This is a genomic window from Cryobacterium melibiosiphilum (genome assembly GCF_003602235.1).
Taxonomy (GTDB): Bacteria; Actinomycetota; Actinomycetes; order Actinomycetales; family Microbacteriaceae; genus Cryobacterium; species Cryobacterium melibiosiphilum.
In genome coordinates, this window is record NZ_QZVS01000084.1 from 99543 (window position 1) to 115618 (window position 16076).

A 16076-nucleotide genomic window follows, 5' to 3' on the forward strand; every position below is an offset into this window, starting at 1 on the left:
GATGTCGCCCGTAGAAAGGGATTCGTGCATGAAAAAAACGATTCTCACGGTCGCCTTCGCGGCCGTGACCGCGGTGCTCGTTCTGGCCGCCACCGCAAACGCCAGCTCGGCCGGCGGCGGGGCCACCGCCCGCAGCAAGCTCACCCTGCTGGCTCCGGCCGCCCCCGGTGGCGGCTGGGACGGCTTCGCCCGTGAGTCCCAGCAGGCGCTGCGCGCCAACGGCATCGTCAATAACGCCCGCGTGATCAACGTTCCCGGCGCCGGAGGCACGATTGGCCTCGGCCAGGTCGCGCAGATGGACGGCCGCGAAGACCTGCTGCTCGCCACGGGCGCGGCGATGATGGGCGGCATCGAACTGTCCACGGCCGATGTGTCCTTCGACGACGTGACCCTGATCGCCCGGGTCGCCGACGACTACAACGTACTCGTCGTGCCCAAGGACTCTCCGTACGAAACGATGGACGAGTTCACGGCCGCCTGGGCCGCGGATCCGGGTGGCACCGCCATCGCCGGCGGCTCCCTCGGCAGCATCGACCACCTGCTGAGCGGGCTGCTGGGCCGGGAGATCGGCATCGACCCCGCCGCCGTCAACTACGTCGCCTACGCGGGCGGCGGTGAGGTGCTCACCTCCCTGCTCTCCAACACCGCAGCGGCCGGCATCTCGAGCTACAACGACTTCCGCGACCAAATCGAGGCCGGCTCGGTGCGCGCGCTCGGCACCTCCGCCGCCGAACCGGTCGACGGCATCGACGTGCCCACCTTCATCGAATCCGGCTACGACGTGGAGATGTCGAACTGGCGCGGCTACGCGGCGCCCCCCGGCATCAGCGAGGACGCCCGCCAGGAACTCGTCGACATCGTCACCGAGATGCACGCCACGGACGAATGGGACGACTCGATGGCCCGCAACCGATGGAGCGACAGCTACGCCATCGACGGTGAATTTCAGGACTTCATCGACACGGAAAGTCTCCGCGTCGCATCCATTGTTGAGGAGCTCGGACTGTGACCGATTCGGAACGGCGCGAGGACAAGTTCCATCCGCCGGCAGGCGCCTCGCCGGCCACGACGGATGCGCGGGTGTCAGCGTCTGAGGCCGTGTCCCCGACACCGTCGTGGCTGGCCGGCCGCGGCGAACTCGTCGTGGCGGCCATGACGCTCGGCATCGCGGTCTTCCTCACCGTCGGCATCGTCACCATGGACGTGCCGGAGGGCGCCGGCTCCCCCGGCCCCACGTTCTTCCCGATCATCGTCGCCGGACTGCTCTACGTGCTCGCCGTGCTGCTGGCCGTTCAGGTCGTACGGGCTCCCCGCCCGGTCGACGGGGACAGCAATTCCAGCCGCGTCGGAGTCTCCACGGACCTGCTGAACGACGTAGGCGACATTGACACGACCAGCGAGATCCGGGTGATCCGGTCGACGGTGAACCCGAAAACCACGTCTAAGATCGGCCTCACCGACTGGAAAACCACCGGCATCGTGTTGGCCAGCGTCATCATCTTCGTGCTGATCTTGCAGCCCATCGGCTGGCTGCTCGCCGCCGCCGCCCTGTTCTGGGCGCTCGCCTGGGCGCTGGGCAGCACACGCCCGTTGTTTGACATCGGGGTGTCGCTGATCTTCTCCTCGTGCATGCAGCTCGCATTCTCGGCCGGTCTCGGCCTCACCCTTCCTTCGGGAATTCTGACGGGAGTCTTCTCATGGATCAACTAGGCAACCTGCTCGAGGGCTTCTCCGTCGCCCTCACCCCGATGAACCTGGTCTTTCTGGTCATCGGCGCGATTCTCGGCACCGCCGTCGGCGTGCTGCCCGGACTCGGTTCCGCCATGGCCGTGGCGCTGCTGCTCCCGGTCACGTTCAGTCTCGACCCGACCGGCGCGTTCATCATGTTCGCGAGCATCTACTTCGGTGGCCTGTTCGGTGACTCGACCAGCGGCATCCTCTTGAATACGCCCGGCAACTCATCGGCGATCGCGACCTCGTTTGAAGGCCATCGCATGGCCAAGGACGGCCGGGCGGCAAAAGCCCTCGGCACCGCGGCGATCGGCGCCTTCATGGGCGGAATGATCGCCACAACCTTGGTCGTGTTCTTCTCGCCCTACCTGGTGCGCCTGGCCACCCTGTTCGGGCCCGCAGAATACTTCGCCCTGGCGGCGTTCGCCTTCGTCGCCATCTCGGCCGTGGTCGCGGAATCCGTCGTGCGCGGTTTGATTGCCCTCGGCATCGGTCTCTCGCTGGCCATGGTCGGCATCGACGGCCAGAGCGGCGCGGCGCGCTTCACGCTGGGCAACCCGGAATTCTTCGACGGCATCTCGATCATCGTCGTCACCGTCGGGCTGCTCGCGATGGGTGAGGTGCTGCATGTGGCCTCCCGCATTCACCGTGAAGGCTCGGCCATGCAAATCCAGACCTCGGGCTCCCCCTACCTCACCTGGCGGGAGTTCAAGCAGGTCTTGCCGGCCTTCATGCGCGGCACCGCCTTCGGGCTCCCCTTCGGGGCCATCCCCGTCGGCGGCTCGGAAGTTCCCACCTTCCTCGCCTACGGCACCGAAAAGCGGCTCGCGAAACGGCGCGGCGACTCGATGTTCGGCGGTCGCGGCGCGATCCAGGGTGTGGCCGGGCCAGAAGCGGCCGGAAACGCGACCGCCGGCAGCGCCATGGGCGCCCTGCTGGCGCTGGGCCTGCCGACGTCGGCGACCGCGGCGATGATGCTGGCGGCTTTTCAGCAGTACGGCATGCAGCCGGGCCCGCTGCTCTTCGAGCGCAGCGCCGACCTGGTCTGGCCGCTGCTCGCGAGCCTCTTCGTGGGCCTGATCATTCTGCTGGTCATCAACCTGCCGTTCGCGTCGGTCTGGGCCAAGCTGCTGTTGGTTCCCAAGCACTATCTCTACGCCGGGGTGGCCGTGTTCTCGGTCTTCGGCGTCTACGCGATCGCTTCGTCAATGAAGGACCTGTGGCTGCTCATCGCCATCGGCGTGCTCGGCTTTGTGATGCGTCGCTTCGAGATTCCGGTGGCACCGGTGCTGATCGCGGCCATTCTCGGCCCGCTGGCCGAAACCGAACTGCGCCGGGCGCTCGCCGTCTCGGAGGGTGACCTGGGAATCCTGGTCGCCTCGCCGATCTCGGTCTCGCTGTACGCGATCATGGCGCTCGCGATTCTGATCAGCATCGTGCAGCACCTCCGCCACCGCAAGGCCGCCGCTCTGTAGCGGGTGTACGGCAACTCGTGCTTGCGCGGGGGCGGGCGCCTCGTCGGTCTGGCTGGCCCAGACCGAGGATTCAGCCGCTCTCGTGCACGGGGTGGTGTCGGCGTGCGCGAGCCGCTCAGCGGTTGCGCGTGAAGGACCAGACCCGCGAGCCACGAGTGCGGGGCGAGGCCAGCCCCAGGGCGGGTTCCCCGGTCTCACCGGATGCGCGTAGCGCGCGGGTGGCGTTGCGCTTGGCAATCCAGTGGTCGGCCTGCACGGCCGGCAACGTGGTGCCCAGGGCGCGCGCGGAGGCGGAACAACTCGCCTCGAGGCGCCGACGGGAGAATGGGTCGAGCTCGGCGAGCCGATCGGGGTCGGTCAGGTCGGCCAGGCAAGCCAGCTCGACCTCCCGGGCGATCGGATCGCCCGCGATGAGTTCGGCCGAGATACCGTCGATGCCGTCGTCGCTGTGGGAGAACGCCGCGACAGCCATCAGTAGGCGATCCGAGACGAGCGCCCGCAGGTCGCGGGCCAGGGTAGGGCTGCAGGAGGCATCGTGGAGGATCGCTTCGTGCAGCAGCGTGTCGTGCAGCACGGCGACGATCCGCGCGTCATCACTGCTCACCATGTCTATCACCCGAAGCGGATGCTCGATGGCCGGGTGACCGGCGGCATCCGTCAGGCCCGCATACGCCACGCGGGCAAAAGCCACCACATCATCGAGCAACGGTGCCGATTCATCGGCCCGCCACCGTGCACGCGCGAGCCGAAGTTCGGTCGTGCGCTGCAGTCCGGCAGTGCGCTGCTCGCCGGAAGTGCGCGGCTCTGCGGAAGTGCGCGGGGTTGTGTGCGGCGTGGCCATGAGATCGTCCTTTGATCGTCTAGTCCCAGTCTTGAAGGCACCGTACACCCGGTCTAGGGTCAAAGGTCACTTATGGACCGCCACATTCGCGGCCGCTGGGGCCGGACACAGGGCCCGCGCAACGGCGCAGCATCCGCGCAACGGCGTGGCGCGGGCAGAACCCGCGGTCAGCGACCGGCGGGCCCGCCGCCCATGCCGCCGGCGGTCGCGACACCCGCCGTGACGGTCGACACGAGGCTGCCGTCGGCGTAGACCTCGTAGCCGGCGCCGTCCATGACGTCCATCGAGGAGAACACCACCGACTGGAAGGTTTTCACCGCCTTGTACTCGAGCACCTGCTTGCCGTCCACGGCCACGACGGTCACGACGGTTCCGGCGGACTCCGCCGCACTGAGGCTGGCCGAGATCGTCGACTGGCTCGAGGTCGAATCGGGAGAGACGGCCATTCCCGAGCTGCCGATGGCGAGCATCGAGCCGCCGCTGATCTCGAAGGTGCCGTCGACGTCGAGCGAGCCGTTGCCATTATCCGTCGGACCGTTTACGACCAGGCTGCCGCCGGTGATCGACGCGGACCCGTTGGAGTCGAAGCCGTCGCCGGCGGCGTTGATCGTGATCGACCCGCCGCTGACCGTCAGCGAGTAGTTGCCGGCCTGGCTCATGCCGCCCTGCTGCTGCGCCGTGCCGGTGGCGCTGCCCCCGGCAGCGTTGATGCCGTCATCGCTCGCGGTGATGTCGACCACGCCGTCACTGACGGTGATCGCGGCGCTTTCCAGCCCCTCATGGGCCTCCGTCACGGTGAGGGTACCGCCCGAGACGAGCAACTCGACATCAGCGTGCACCGCATCGTCGCCGGCCGCGAGGGTCAGGTCGCCTCCGGACACGTGCACGATGCTGTCGGAGTGCACCGCGTCGTCTGCCGCATCGACGCCCAGGGTGCCGCCCTCGAGCACGACGATCACGCCGGCCGTGAGGCCCTTGGCCGAGGCGTCAGCGGCGACGGATGCCGCGGCCCCGCCCCCGGATTCGATGCTGATCTCGCCGCCGGTGACGACGACATCCGTCACCGCGGCCACACCGTCACCGTCGGCGGTCACGTCGAGGCTGCCGCCGGTCAGGGCGATGAAGCCCGCCACGGCGTCGTCGGCGTTGTCGGAGCTGAGGCCGTCGCCGCCGGCCGTCAGGTCGAGGGTGCCGCCGTTGACGACGAGGTAGTCCTTGCCGCGCAGGGAGTCGTCGGCGGCGGTCACCGTGATCGTGCCGGAGTCGATGACGAGTCCGTCCTTGCCGGTGATGCCGTCATTGCCGTTGCCCGTCACGGTGAGGGACCCGGTTCCGGTGATCGTGAGGTCGGCGGAGCTGTACAGCGCGGCGTTGGCCCCATCGGTCTCAGCCAAGGTCGAAGTCTCGGTGTAGCTGGACGTGTCACTGAGGGTGTTCTCAGAACCGGCGGCCAGCACGACCGTGGCGGTGTCCGCATCCGTCACGTTGATGGCGGCGGTCGTCGAACTGGAGACGTCGGCGCCGTCGAGCACGAGCCGCACGGTTCCGGTGTCGGCGGTGGTCACGACGATCTGGCCGTCGTCGAGGGAGCCGCTGATCCGGTAGGTACCGGCGGCGGTGATGGTCACCGTGGTACTTCCCGACTCAGAACTGACCGCGACGGCAGCGGATGACCCGGTGCCGGTGGCCGAGGCCCTGTCGCCGTCCAGGATGATCGCGATCTCGGCGGACTCGTCCCAGGTCTCGTCGCTCGTGTCCGTGACGGCCAGGTTCGACGCCAGCACCTCGGCGGCCGTGGACAGCGCGGTTGCGGAGGCGGTCGAGGTGGTGCCGGCCGTCGTGTCGACCGTTGTGCTGGTGCCGGTGCTGCTGGTGCCGGAGCCCCTTGGGGAGGTCGCACATCCGGCAAGCAGGGCGACGGCCAGCACGAAGGAAACGGCGCCGATTGCCACGGAACGGACGGTGGTGGGGCGTTTCATCTTTTTCATCGGGTGCTCCAAGCGGTGCGGGCGGGCTGGTGGGTCTCGGGCTGGTGGACGTAGCGACTCAAAACGGGCGCCCACTTGTTCGCGGGCAGTTCGGGGCAGAGCGCCGCCATTCCGGTGCCGAATTTGGAGATGACTGCGGGGCGGTGGCCGTGGGCCCAGAGCAGCCGGTCAACGGCCCCGGCGCGGGAGCCGGACTTGGTCTCCACGACGGTCAGGGCCGGCAGGTCGAGACGGTGCTGATCGTCGATCGCCCAGGACAGGTCGGTGTCGATCGTCGCCCGACTTTTTGACGCCGGCAGGTAGAGCGTCGTGCGCAGGTAGCGCGTGGTGAGCGCCCGCGTGAAGGTGAGCCCGGCGGTGCCGGTGATGCCCGACTCGTCGAGGATCTGGTCGGCGTACCGTCGGCCTTCGGCGGTGAGACGGTGGCCGTCGGCGGGGTCGTAGGGCAGGCGGTCCTTCACGGTGACGCTGCGTCCGCCGCGGGTTTTCACCTCGAGGTAGGTGGCGGCGGAGTCGAGGTAGCTGCGGGTGCGAATCTTGAATCGGTGGCGGCGCGGGTGCGCCGCCATCAGGTAGCTCGTGCGCTCGGGGGTGTCGAAGTAGATCGACTCATAGTCGAAGGCGCGCACTCCCCCGATCGAGAGCACCCGGGTGTCGTCGGCGAGGTCGGCGAGCACCGCGCCCAGGTCGGCCAACGGCAGCACGTACTTGCGATCGACTCGGGTGAGCAGGCTCGCCCGGTCGGTCAGCTCCTCGAGGCTGATCGGCTCGAGGGCGGCGAGCCGGGTCATGAGTTCACCCGCGCCAGCACGGCCGTTCCGGGCTGCGGATGCTCGCGCGCTGGCTCGGTCAGCCGGCCCGGGGCATCCGCGGCGGCGGCAGGTGCCGAACGGACCGGCCGCTGCCGCACCTCGTAGCGCACATCGACGGCGGTGGTGTCGTTGACGAGGTCGAGACGGGTGACGTGCGCGGAGTGCACCCGGGCACCGAGAAGGTCTTCGAGGTGGGCGTGCAGCTCGGTCTCATCGGAGATCGCGCGTTCCAGGACGACAGTTTGTACGCGGTAGTGGCGAAAGAGACGCGGGTGGTCGCCGACGAACATGACGGCGACGATGAGGCCCATCAGGGCGACCGCGAACCAGTTCAACGTCGTGGTGGTTGCGCTCAGGCCGGCGAGCAGGCCCAGGGCGAGCGAAGCGAAATAGTAGGCGACTTCGTGCTGCTCGATCTCGGTGGAGCGCAACCGGATGATCGACAGCACCCCGAACAGGCCCAGCCCGAGTCCGACCCCGACGGCACTGGACGCGAGCACCATGGCGACGGCGAGCACACCGACGTTCACGCCGAGGTAGGCCGCAATGAGGTCACGCCGGCGGTGCCGGGGAAAGTACAGGCCGAAGGTGAGCAGGGTGATGAACAACAGGTCGATGGCTATCATCGCGACAGGCAGCATGGGGGTTCTCCAGATGAACAAGCGGTGAATTCCCGGTGTGGGAATTCGCTAGTGTTCATCCAGCCACTGCTGGCTATGCGGCGCTCATGCTCATCCTATGAAGCGGGCAAGAGTCAGCGCCGTGTTCAGTCAGCGCCGTGTTCAGTCAGCGCCGGAGTTCAGTCAGCGCCGGTGTTCGGCTAGCACCGGTGTCCTTAGCGCAGGGCCGACAACTCGTCCGGCTCGGCGATCACGTCGACCATGGCCGTGCCGCGCAGCACCGTCACGGGCAGCGGATGTCCGATCGCTTCCGCGAAAAGCAATCGTTGCAGGCTCTGGGCATCGTGAACCGGCTGGCGCCCGGCCGAGAGCAGCAGGTCGCCGACCTTGAGTCCGGCCCGGGCGGCCGGCGATCGCTCGATCACGTCGACGACGCGCAGGGCGACCTCCTGGCCCACCCGCACGGCCAGGTCCGGCCGCAACGGCACCGGGGCACTGATCAGGCCGAGGTAGGCGCGGCGCACCCGACCCTCGCGCAGCAGGGCGTCGATGATGCGCCGAGTGGTGAGGTTGATCGGCACCGCGAGGCCCAGCCCGACACCGGCGACGGCGGTGTTGATGCCGACCACGATGCCTCGGGAGTCTGCGAGTGCGCCGCCCGAGTTGCCGGGATTGAGGGCGGCATCCGTCTGGATGACGTCTTCGATGACGCGGCCGGCGTCACCGAAACGGGTCGGCAACGAGCGCCCCAGAGCGCTGACGACGCCGGCGGTGACCGATCCGGCCAGTCCCATCGGGTTGCCGACCGCGACGACGAGCTGGCCGACCCGGAGCGTGTCGGCGTTGCCGAGGGTGGCGGGAACGGGCAGGATGCCGGAGCGGGCGTGCAACACGGCAAGGTCGGAGAGCGGGTCGGCGCCGACAATGTCGATTGGGCTGGTGGAGCCGTCGGCGAAGGTGGCGTGACCCGCCGAAGCGCCGTTGACGACGTGGGCGTTGGTGAGCAGATGACCCGATTCGGAGAAGACCACGGCCGACCCTCCCCCGCGTCGGGCATTCCCACGGGACGTTGCGAGGAACATCTCGATGGCGGCGACCTGTTTCGTGACGCTTGCCGCGACTTCGGTCACGATCCGCGAATACGCGTCGAGCGCATCGGCGGGCATCCCCTCGGCTTCGGCACCGAGCGGATTGGTTTCACTCATTGATGGTTCCTTTCGTATCCCTCGAGCCACTAGGCGGTGTCGAGGTTGGTGCCATCGTGCGCGGCATGCAGCGCGGCGATGTCGATCTTGTGCATGGCGAGCATCGCCTGCATGGTGCGGCCCGACTTTTCGGGATCAGGGTCAGAGAGCAGCTCGCCGAGAACGGCCGGCACGATCTGCCAGGACAGCCCAAACTTGTCCTTCAGCCAGCCGCACTGGCTCGGCTCGCCGCCGTCCGCGGTGAGAGCGTTCCAGTAGTCGTCGATCTCGGCCTGGGTGTTCGCGTTCACGAACAGTGAAATGGCTTCGGTGAACTGAAAGGTAGGCCCGGCGTTGAGTGCCTGGACCCGCAGGCCGTCGATTTCGAAGGTGACCGACATCGCCGAGCCGGCAGGAGCCGGGGATCCTTCGGGGTATCGGGTCACGTTCAGGATGCGAGAGTTCTTGAAGACCGATGTGTAGAGCGTCGCGGCCTCTTCGGCCTGGTGGTCGAACCACAGAAAGGGGCTGATGTTCTGCATGCCGCACTCCTTCGTTGGCCGGGTTTGTTCGTCAGGGTCGTCGGGTTCGCACGTGTCGGGCGTCTCCATCGCCGGCGCCAGGGCGGGTCGAAGTCGAGCGGGCGGCGCTGTGCACACTTAGACGACTATCGTACCTAGTGAACGGGTTTGAGGGCCAGATGTCTGGGCAACAAATTAGGCGCCTGCGGCCTGGGCGGCATCCGCTCGCTCGGGTGTGCCGGTACCGAAGCGAGCGACGAACGACGTGAGCAGCTTGGCCGGCTCGGTGACCGTCGATGCGCCGATCGCCGTCATCACGTCCGCGAGCCGGTCCGGGTGAAAGTAGCCGTTGTCGCGGTAGATGCGCAGCCGGGTGACGATGCTCTCCCGGGTGAGTTCGGGGTGAAACTGGGTCGCGTACACGTTGCGCCCGACCCGGAAAGCCTGGATCGGGCAGGCCTGGCCGCTCGCGAGCACGACTGCGCCGGGCGGCACCTGGCTGCAGGCCTCCTTGTGACCGACGAAACCCACAAAGCTCTCGGCCAGGGTGCCGAACACCGGGTCGTTGCGGCCGGCCTCGGTCAGGGTGATGTCGATCGGTCCCGCCTCCTCGCCCCAGGTGTTGTCGACGATGCCGTGCAGGTGCGCGGTGAGCAGGCCCACGCCGTAGCAAGCACCGAGGAACGGAAAGTCCTGCGCGAGTACCCGGTCGAGAAGCCCGGCGAGTTCCTGCTCGACGCGGCGCTGCACGGCCGTCTTCGCCACTTCGGCATCGCCCGCGTTGAAAGGGCTGCCCCCCACGATGATGCCGGAGTAGTCACTCAGCTCGATCGCCGGCATCGGCCCGGCTTCAAGCCTCACCCGCACCAGCTGATCGCGGGTGAGGCCGGCGCCGGCCAGAAACCCGGCATATTCGTCGTCGGCGGCTTCATCTTCGGGGCGCGTGGCCAGCAGCAGAAACGGTTTCACGCGTGACATGCTACTGCGCTCAGGACGCTGTCCGCCCGATATCTGGAGGCCGTACCCGCGCCGGTACACGGGACATGACACGGGCCGGGACAAGACCACCTACACGCGTCGGCACCGGACACGCGCCAGTACAGTGGTCGAGTGACAGCGAAGGCGAGGGATGCGGGGCGACCCGGGGCATCCGTCGACTGGAACGGCCACGCGCATGGCAGCAGCGACTACCGCCGCCTGCTCGCCGGCCTCTTCTTCGCCGGCATCGCCACCTTCGCCCAGCTCTACTCGCCGCAGGCGGTGCTCGCCCACCTCGCCGAGGATCTGCGGGTCAGTGCCGCGGACTCCGCCCTCGTCGTATCGGCGTCGACCATCGGCCTGGCGATCGGGGTGATCCCCTGGTCGGTCGTGGCCGACCGCATCGGCCGAGTGCGCGCCATGGCGATCGCCGTGATCGCCGCGACCGTGTTCGGGCTGCTGGTGCCGTTCGCTCCGACCTTTTCGCTGCTGCTGACCGGCCGCCTGGTGGAGGGCCTCATGCTCGGCGGAGTTCCGGCGATTGCCATCGCCTACCTCAGCGAGGAGATCGAACCCCGCCATGCCGCCCGAGCGGCCGGAACCTATGTGGCCGGAACCTCGATCGGCGGGCTGCTCGGCCGTCTGGTGGCCGGCCCGGTCACGGAGTTCAGCACCTGGCGGGTCGGAGTCTTCGCGGTCGCGGTGCTCTGCGCGATCTCGGCGGTGCTGTTCATCGTGCTGGTTCCCGCCTCGCGCGGTTTCGTGCCGCGGCCCGCCCGCCGCCCCTCCCCTGACACGACCCGCGGGCATCCCACGCTCGCCCACCTGCTGCGCGAAAACCTGAAATCGAAGCGGATGCTCGCCCTCTACGCCCAGGGGTTTCTGCTGATGGGCGGTTTCGTCGCCCTGTACAACTACCTCGGCTTCAGGCTGAGCGGGGAGCCGTTCGGCCTGCCGCAGTCCCTCGTGAGCCTCGTCTTCGTGGCGTACCTCGGCGGCACCTGGTCGTCGGCGCAGGCCGGCATTCTCGCGGCCCGGTTCGGGCGCTGGGGGGTGCTGCTCAGTTCGCTGGCGATGATGATCGTCGGGGTGGTGCTGACGCTGTCGCCGCTGCTCGTGCTGATGCTGATCGGGGTGCTGCTGGCGACCGCGGGGTTCTTCGCGGCGCACGCCGTGGCATCCGGCTGGACCGGGGTGGAGGCGACCGTGGGCCGGGCGCAGGCCTCGTCGCTGTACAACCTGTCGTACTACGCGGGCTCGAGCCTGTTCGGCTGGCTCGGCGGGGTGTTCTTCCTGACCTGGGGCTGGGCAGGAACGGCCGGCATGGTCGCCGGCCTCGCCCTCGTCGCCGCGGTGCTCACGGTGCTGCTGCTGCGCCCTCGCCGATCCTGAATCCGGTGATTCCGGTGATTTCCTATTCCTGACGGGCTCGGCTGGGCTGCACGCGCGGGGGCTCACCGGGCATCTTCGGAAAGTCCGGCGGGAACGGCAGCTCGCCCAGGCCGTCGGCGACATCCCGCTGCCACCAGGCCAGCAGCACGTCGATCGTGCCGGGGTCGGCGTGCAGGTTCACCCAGGGGTCCCCGGTTGTGCGCAGGCGTTCCGGCACCGTGAGGATCGTGAAGGCGCCCGGGTCGGCGTTCTCGAGTTCGTCCCAGGCGAGCGGGCATGACACCGGCGCGTGCGCGAGCGGCCTCGGACTGTACGCCCCCGCCATGGTGCGGTCGCGGTTGGCCTGGTTGAAGTCGACAAAGACCCGCTCACCGCGCAGTTCCTTCCACCAGGCTGTGGTGACCCGGTGGGGCATCCGTCGTTCGAGTTCGCGGGCGGCCGCGATCACCGCGTGCCGAACCTCGAGAAACTCGTGGCGTGGCTCGATGGGCGCGAACACGTGCAAGCCGCGATTGCCGCTCGTTTTCACGAACGCCGTGAGGCCGGCCTCGGCGAGCACCGCGCGCAGCTCGACGACTACGGCGATGGCATCGTCGAAGTCGGTGCCCGGCTGCGGGTCGAGGTCGATGCGCAGCTCGTCGGGCAGGTCGGGTTCCCCGGCGCGGGAGGCCCAGGGGTGGAATACGATCGTGTTCATCTGCGCGGCCCAGACGGCGGCGGCCGGTTCGTCGATCACGAGCTGTGGATGCTGCCGCCCGCTCGGGTAGGTCACGGTCACCGCCCTGACGTAATCGGGCGCGCCTTTCGGCGGGTTCTTCGAGAAATACTGCTCGCCGTCGATGCCGGCCGGGAACCGTTGCAGGGACACCGGCCGGTCACCATTGGCGGTCACGAAGGCCTCCCCGACATCGATGAGGTACCGGGCCACGTCGAGTTTGGTGAGGCCTATCTCCGGGTACAGAACTCGTGTCGGGCTGGACAGCCGCACCTCGCGGTCTCCGTGCGGGCCGGGAACGGCCAGCAGCATGGCATCACTCGTCATGCGCACAACCTAGCCCGATCCGGGTGGCTGTCAGTCCTTGGGGCCCAGGATATTGACCATCCAGTTGACACCGAACCGGTCCTGGATCATGCCGAAGCTGTCGCCCCAGGGTGCCTTTTCGAGCGGCAGGGCGATAATACCGCCGTCGGCGAGGCCGTCCCAGTACGTGCGCAGTTCGGCATCATCGTCACCGCTGAGCGATACGGAGATGGAGCTGCCCGTCGTATACTCCATCGAATTGGGGGTGTCTGAGGCCATCAGCGTGAATCCGGCGTCGGTCTTCAACTCGGAGTGCATGATCTTGTGCTGCTCGGCGGGGTCTTCACTGGCGTGCATCTCGCCAAAGGTGCTGAGTGTGAGCTCACCGCCGAAAACGCCGTGGTAGAAGTCCATCGCCTCGCGGGCGCCTTCACGAAAGGACAGGTAGGGATTCAGTGTGCTTTTCATGGGATCTCCTCGATTGTCGATGCGGGTCGTCGAAACGGGTCGTCGGTACGGGTCGTCGAAACGGGTCGTCGGTACGGGTTCGTCGGTGCGGGCTTGAAGTCGCGTGCTGCTCGATTATGAACCAGATTCGACGAGTCGACGAGTCGACGAGTCGACCCGGCGTCGGGTCAGCGCGGGTCAGCGCCGGTCAGCGCCGGTCAGCGCTCGGCGCGCACGCGTTCCTCGAACCAGTCCACCAGATGCCGGCTCGCGGCCAGGCGCTGGGCGTCACTGCCCTGCTCGCCGCCACTACCCTGCTCGCCGCCACTACCCTGCTCGCCACCGCCCTGCTCGCCGCCACTGCCGTGTTGGAGGGCGTGCCAGTGCTGCACCGCCGCGGTATCCGTCGACACACCTGTCGACGTATCTGCCGCTGTCAGCGTCGCCGCCAGATACGCGGTGAGCGGGCAGCGCTCGAGGTTGAGTACGTGGCGCCAGTCCCAGCGCGAGTACTGCCAGTGGTAGGCGAGCGCGCCGAGATTCGTGACGATCCTTCCCGCGTGCAGCGGATATTGATAGTTTGCGATCCAGGTGGGCAGGGCATCGGCCGGCATCGGCTTGGCCAGGAAATAGCCCTGGCCGAGGGCTACCCCGAGCACGGCTGCGGCCTCGGTCATGCCCTGATCTTCCAGGCCTTCCACGACCACGCTCACCCCGAAGTCGCGACCGAGCTGGCGCAGGGTGGCGATCAGGCTGAGGGTCTGGGTCGGCTTCCGCCGAATATCGACCAGCAGGTCACGATCCAGTTTGATTGACCGGAACGGCAGCGTGGACAGGCGTTTCAGACTGCTGTATCCGCTGCCGAGGTCATCCATCGCGAGTCCGACACCGAGCTCGAGCAGACGCTCGACCACGCTGCTCTGGGCCCTTTGGCTCATGCTGTCGGATTCCAGCAGCTCCAACTCGAGCCGCCGCGGCTCGATGCCGTACCGCTCCAAAGCCTCGCTGACCCAGTGCAGGCAATCGTCGTGCAGCAGGGTTGCGGGGGCCACATTGACGGATATGGTGACCTCGACTCCCAGAGCGTCCCACTGGGCCAGATGCCCGAGTGACTGATCAAGGCCTTCACGAAAGAGCCGGTCGATTTCGACCGGAGTCAACGGCGGCAGAAAATCATCGGGAAACATCACGGTTCCGTCGCTGAGGTTCAATCGAGCGAGGGCTTCGACCCTGTTGAGCCGCCCGGTTTGCAGGTCAACGATGGGCTGCATATGCATGCTCAGACCGCCGGAAAACAGTCGGTCACTCACAACGGGACTCGGAATGACGACCATCCGTCGACCCTAGCGGGAGGGGTGAACCCCCGGTCAGCCCACGTTCGGGGCCCGCCGGGGTCCATCCCGGGCTCCGCCAATGCCGTCCGGGACCGGCGCCGATGGCCGGCCCAGGGCATACCCCGGCCAGACCCAGCCTCTTGTCGCTACAGTGGCCAACATGAAGCTGACCGCCATTGACCCGCCCAGCCGCAGCTTTTCGCGGTGGTTGACCGAGGAAGAGATCGGCCAGGTGCTCGCCCACAAACGCGGCTGGCGACTCGCTCCGGATGGTGCCGTCTATGCCGGCAAACTCGTCAAAAAGCGCATCGCGCCCTCGTTGGCGACACTCGGAAGCGTTGCCCTCGTGCAGCGCTGGGCCAGCCGCGCCGCCGTGCCGCGCAGCGACGGCAGCGGTCCGACCCACATGATGTGGGGCATCTTCGACGCCCGAACCGACGCCGAGATCGCCGAGCAGGTCGCCGGGAACACTACCGCGTAAGTCGCCCGGGTCGACCGCGCGGGTAGGTCACCGGGCGGGTCGCGGATAGCGTAGAACCATGACGACCCCGAACCCTGCGCCCAGCGCGATCACCAGCAACGCGCTCACTCCCAGCTACATCGAACCGGGCCAGCCGTTCAACCGGGATACGAACTACATTGAAGACCGCATCACCCGCGACGGGCGGGACGGCTGGCCCGTAGAGCCCGGCCGATACCGCCTCGTAGCGGCCCGCGCGTGCCCGTGGGCGAACCGCACGGCAATCGTGCGCCGGCTGCTCGGACTCGAGCAAGCCATCTCCCTCGGTCTGCCCGGACCCACCCACGATAAGAACAGCTGGACCTTCGACCGCGATCCCGAGGGCCTCGACCCCGTCCTCGGCATCGAACGCATCCAGGATGCCTACTTTGCGCGCTTTCCGGACTACCCGCGCGGCATCACGGTGCCGGTCATCGTCGACGTGCCATCGGGCAAAGTGGTGACCAACAACTACCCGCAGATCACCCTCGACCTGGAATCGGAGTGGGTGGCGTATCACCGCCCCGGCGCCCCCGATCTCTACCCCGAAGCTATGCGCACCGAGATCGATGATGTTGCTGAACTTATTTTTCACGATGTGAACAACGGCGTCTACAAGTGCGGCTTTGCGGGCAGCCAGAAGTCTTACGAACGGGCCTACGACGCACTCTTCGCACGGCTCGACTGGCTCGAAGAACGCCTGCGCACCCAGCGCTACCTGGTCGGTGACACCATCACCGAGGCCGATGTGCGCCTGTTCACGACCCTGGCCCGTTTCGACGCCGTCTACCATGGGCACTTCAAGTGCAATCGCAACAAGCTCAGCGAGATGCCGGTGCTGTGGGCCTATGCACGCGACCTCTTCCAGACCCCCGGCTTTGGCGACACCATCGACTTCGAGCAGATCAAGGCGCACTACTACGTCACCCACAGCGACATCAACCCGAGCGGCATAGTGCCCAAGGGACCGGATGCGCGCGGCTGGCTCGAAGCATCCGGTCGCGAATCGCTCGGCGGGCGTCCCTTCGGCGATGGCACCCCTCCCGGCGCGCCGCTCGAGGCGGAGCGGGTACCGAGTCTCACGACCTAGAAAACGGCTTCGGCACAGAAAACTTCGCCAGAGTCAGCCACAGAAAGAATACTGAAAAGTTCTTTTCTTATTTCGCTGGTTGAGGCCCAATTGGGGCGCTGGTCGGGGCTGGAGTGTCGGTGGCTCGGTATTGACTAATGCTC

16 protein-coding genes are annotated in these 16076 nt (G+C 67.6%); 6 read left to right on the forward strand and 10 right to left on the reverse strand.

Features of this window, described 5'->3' with window-relative positions:
* Positions 1–28 precede the first annotated feature (28 nt).
* The 3 genes from D6T64_RS11470 to D6T64_RS11480 are packed head-to-tail and all read left to right on the forward strand — an operon-like array spanning position 29 to position 3206.
* Positions 29–1009 (forward strand): Bug family tripartite tricarboxylate transporter substrate binding protein, encoded by a 981-nt coding sequence (locus tag D6T64_RS11470; protein WP_119974802.1) that lies wholly within the window; start codon positions 29–31, stop codon positions 1007–1009.
* On the forward strand, positions 1006–1710 hold the full coding sequence (locus D6T64_RS11475; RefSeq protein WP_199719144.1) for a tripartite tricarboxylate transporter TctB family protein: 705 nt from the start codon (positions 1006–1008) through the stop codon (positions 1708–1710). Before D6T64_RS11470 ends, D6T64_RS11475 begins: the two co-directional genes overlap by 4 nt.
* Complete coding sequence (locus D6T64_RS11480) at positions 1698–3206, forward strand: tripartite tricarboxylate transporter permease (protein WP_119974803.1); 1509 nt, start codon at positions 1698–1700, stop codon at positions 3204–3206. Before D6T64_RS11475 ends, D6T64_RS11480 begins: the two co-directional genes overlap by 13 nt.
* Positions 3207–3321: 115 nt before the next feature.
* On the opposite strand, the gene D6T64_RS11485 is transcribed toward D6T64_RS11480, so the two are convergent.
* From D6T64_RS11485 to D6T64_RS11515, 7 genes are all read right to left on the reverse strand, one after another.
* A complete protein-coding gene (locus D6T64_RS11485) occupies positions 3322–4047 on the reverse strand; it encodes a hypothetical protein (protein WP_119974804.1) in 726 nt (241 codons plus the stop codon).
* 167 nt (positions 4048–4214) lie between these two features.
* Entirely contained in the window at positions 4215–6035 is a 1821-nt protein-coding gene (locus D6T64_RS11490; RefSeq protein ID WP_119974805.1) for a carbohydrate-binding domain-containing protein, read from the reverse strand.
* Entirely contained in the window at positions 6032–6826 is a 795-nt protein-coding gene (locus D6T64_RS11495) for a polyphosphate polymerase domain-containing protein (protein WP_119974806.1), read from the reverse strand. The genes D6T64_RS11490 and D6T64_RS11495 overlap by 4 nt, the downstream gene beginning before the upstream one ends.
* Positions 6823–7488: a DUF4956 domain-containing protein gene (locus D6T64_RS11500; RefSeq protein ID WP_119974807.1), complete on the reverse strand. Its 666-nt coding sequence runs from the start codon at positions 7486–7488 to the stop codon at positions 6823–6825. Before D6T64_RS11500 ends, D6T64_RS11495 begins: the two co-directional genes overlap by 4 nt.
* 194 nt (positions 7489–7682) lie before the next feature.
* Entirely contained in the window at positions 7683–8672 is a 990-nt protein-coding gene (locus tag D6T64_RS11505; RefSeq protein ID WP_119974808.1) for a S1C family serine protease, read from the reverse strand.
* Positions 8673–8701: 29 nt separating this feature from the next.
* Complete coding sequence (locus tag D6T64_RS11510) at positions 8702–9193, reverse strand: VOC family protein (protein ID WP_119974809.1); 492 nt, start codon at positions 9191–9193, stop codon at positions 8702–8704.
* A gap of 174 nt (positions 9194–9367) precedes the next feature.
* Positions 9368–10150, reverse strand: a complete 783-nt coding sequence (locus D6T64_RS11515; RefSeq protein ID WP_377011348.1) for a glutamine amidotransferase — start codon at positions 10148–10150, stop codon at positions 9368–9370.
* 132 nt (positions 10151–10282) lie between these two features.
* Here D6T64_RS11515 and D6T64_RS11520 point away from each other — a divergent pair, with 132 nt between their 5' ends.
* Positions 10283–11542: an MFS transporter gene (locus D6T64_RS11520; protein WP_119974810.1), complete on the forward strand. Its 1260-nt coding sequence runs from the start codon at positions 10283–10285 to the stop codon at positions 11540–11542.
* 22 nt (positions 11543–11564) lie between these two features.
* Here the strand turns inward: D6T64_RS11520 and ligD are convergent, their stop codons facing one another.
* The 3 genes from ligD to D6T64_RS11535 all read right to left on the reverse strand — a co-directional run bounded on the left by ligD (position 11565) and on the right by D6T64_RS11535 (position 14344).
* The gene (gene ligD, locus D6T64_RS11525; protein ID WP_119974811.1) at positions 11565–12584 is read right to left on the reverse strand and encodes a non-homologous end-joining DNA ligase; all 1020 of its coding nucleotides are present in this window, start codon (positions 12582–12584) and stop codon (positions 11565–11567) included.
* 30 nt (positions 12585–12614) lie between these two features.
* Positions 12615–13031, reverse strand: a complete 417-nt coding sequence (locus D6T64_RS11530) for a VOC family protein (RefSeq protein ID WP_119974812.1) — start codon at positions 13029–13031, stop codon at positions 12615–12617.
* A gap of 197 nt (positions 13032–13228) precedes the next feature.
* Entirely contained in the window at positions 13229–14344 is a 1116-nt protein-coding gene (locus tag D6T64_RS11535; RefSeq protein ID WP_119974813.1) for an EAL domain-containing protein, read from the reverse strand.
* 160 nt (positions 14345–14504) lie between these two features.
* On the opposite strand from D6T64_RS11535, the gene D6T64_RS11540 reads away from it, so the two are divergent.
* Positions 14505–14825: a hypothetical protein gene (locus D6T64_RS11540; protein WP_147364531.1), complete on the forward strand. Its 321-nt coding sequence runs from the start codon at positions 14505–14507 to the stop codon at positions 14823–14825.
* 58 nt (positions 14826–14883) lie between these two features.
* On the forward strand, positions 14884–15933 hold the full coding sequence (locus D6T64_RS11545) for a glutathione S-transferase family protein (protein WP_119974815.1): 1050 nt from the start codon (positions 14884–14886) through the stop codon (positions 15931–15933).
* Positions 15934–16076 lie beyond the last annotated feature (143 nt).

What these genes read in the sequence shown, in the direction of transcription:
- D6T64_RS11535 (WP_119974813.1), bottom strand. Translation starts at nt 14,344, where the DNA reads ATGGTCGTCATTCCGAGTCCCGTTGTGAGTGACCGACTGTTTTCCGGC.
- D6T64_RS11515 (WP_377011348.1), bottom strand. Translation starts at nt 10,150, where the DNA reads ATGTCACGCGTGAAACCGTTTCTGCTGCTGGCCACGCGCCCCGAAGAT.
- D6T64_RS11505 (WP_119974808.1), bottom strand. Translation starts at nt 8,672, where the DNA reads ATGAGTGAAACCAATCCGCTCGGTGCCGAAGCCGAGGGGATGCCCGCC.
- D6T64_RS11510 (WP_119974809.1), bottom strand. Translation starts at nt 9,193, where the DNA reads ATGCAGAACATCAGCCCCTTTCTGTGGTTCGACCACCAGGCCGAAGAG.
- D6T64_RS11490 (WP_119974805.1), bottom strand. Translation starts at nt 6,035, where the DNA reads ATGAAAAAGATGAAACGCCCCACCACCGTCCGTTCCGTGGCAATCGGC.
- D6T64_RS11500 (WP_119974807.1), bottom strand. Translation starts at nt 7,488, where the DNA reads ATGCTGCCTGTCGCGATGATAGCCATCGACCTGTTGTTCATCACCCTG.
- D6T64_RS11495 (WP_119974806.1), bottom strand. Translation starts at nt 6,826, where the DNA reads ATGACCCGGCTCGCCGCCCTCGAGCCGATCAGCCTCGAGGAGCTGACC.
- D6T64_RS11485 (WP_119974804.1), bottom strand. Translation starts at nt 4,047, where the DNA reads ATGGCCACGCCGCACACAACCCCGCGCACTTCCGCAGAGCCGCGCACT.
- D6T64_RS11540 (WP_147364531.1), top strand. Translation starts at nt 14,505, where the DNA reads ATGAAGCTGACCGCCATTGACCCGCCCAGCCGCAGCTTTTCGCGGTGG.
- D6T64_RS11480 (WP_119974803.1), top strand. Translation starts at nt 1,698, where the DNA reads ATGGATCAACTAGGCAACCTGCTCGAGGGCTTCTCCGTCGCCCTCACC.
- ligD (WP_119974811.1), bottom strand. Translation starts at nt 12,584, where the DNA reads ATGACGAGTGATGCCATGCTGCTGGCCGTTCCCGGCCCGCACGGAGAC.
- D6T64_RS11530 (WP_119974812.1), bottom strand. Translation starts at nt 13,031, where the DNA reads ATGAAAAGCACACTGAATCCCTACCTGTCCTTTCGTGAAGGCGCCCGC.
- D6T64_RS11545 (WP_119974815.1), top strand. Translation starts at nt 14,884, where the DNA reads ATGACGACCCCGAACCCTGCGCCCAGCGCGATCACCAGCAACGCGCTC.
- D6T64_RS11470 (WP_119974802.1), top strand. Translation starts at nt 29, where the DNA reads ATGAAAAAAACGATTCTCACGGTCGCCTTCGCGGCCGTGACCGCGGTG.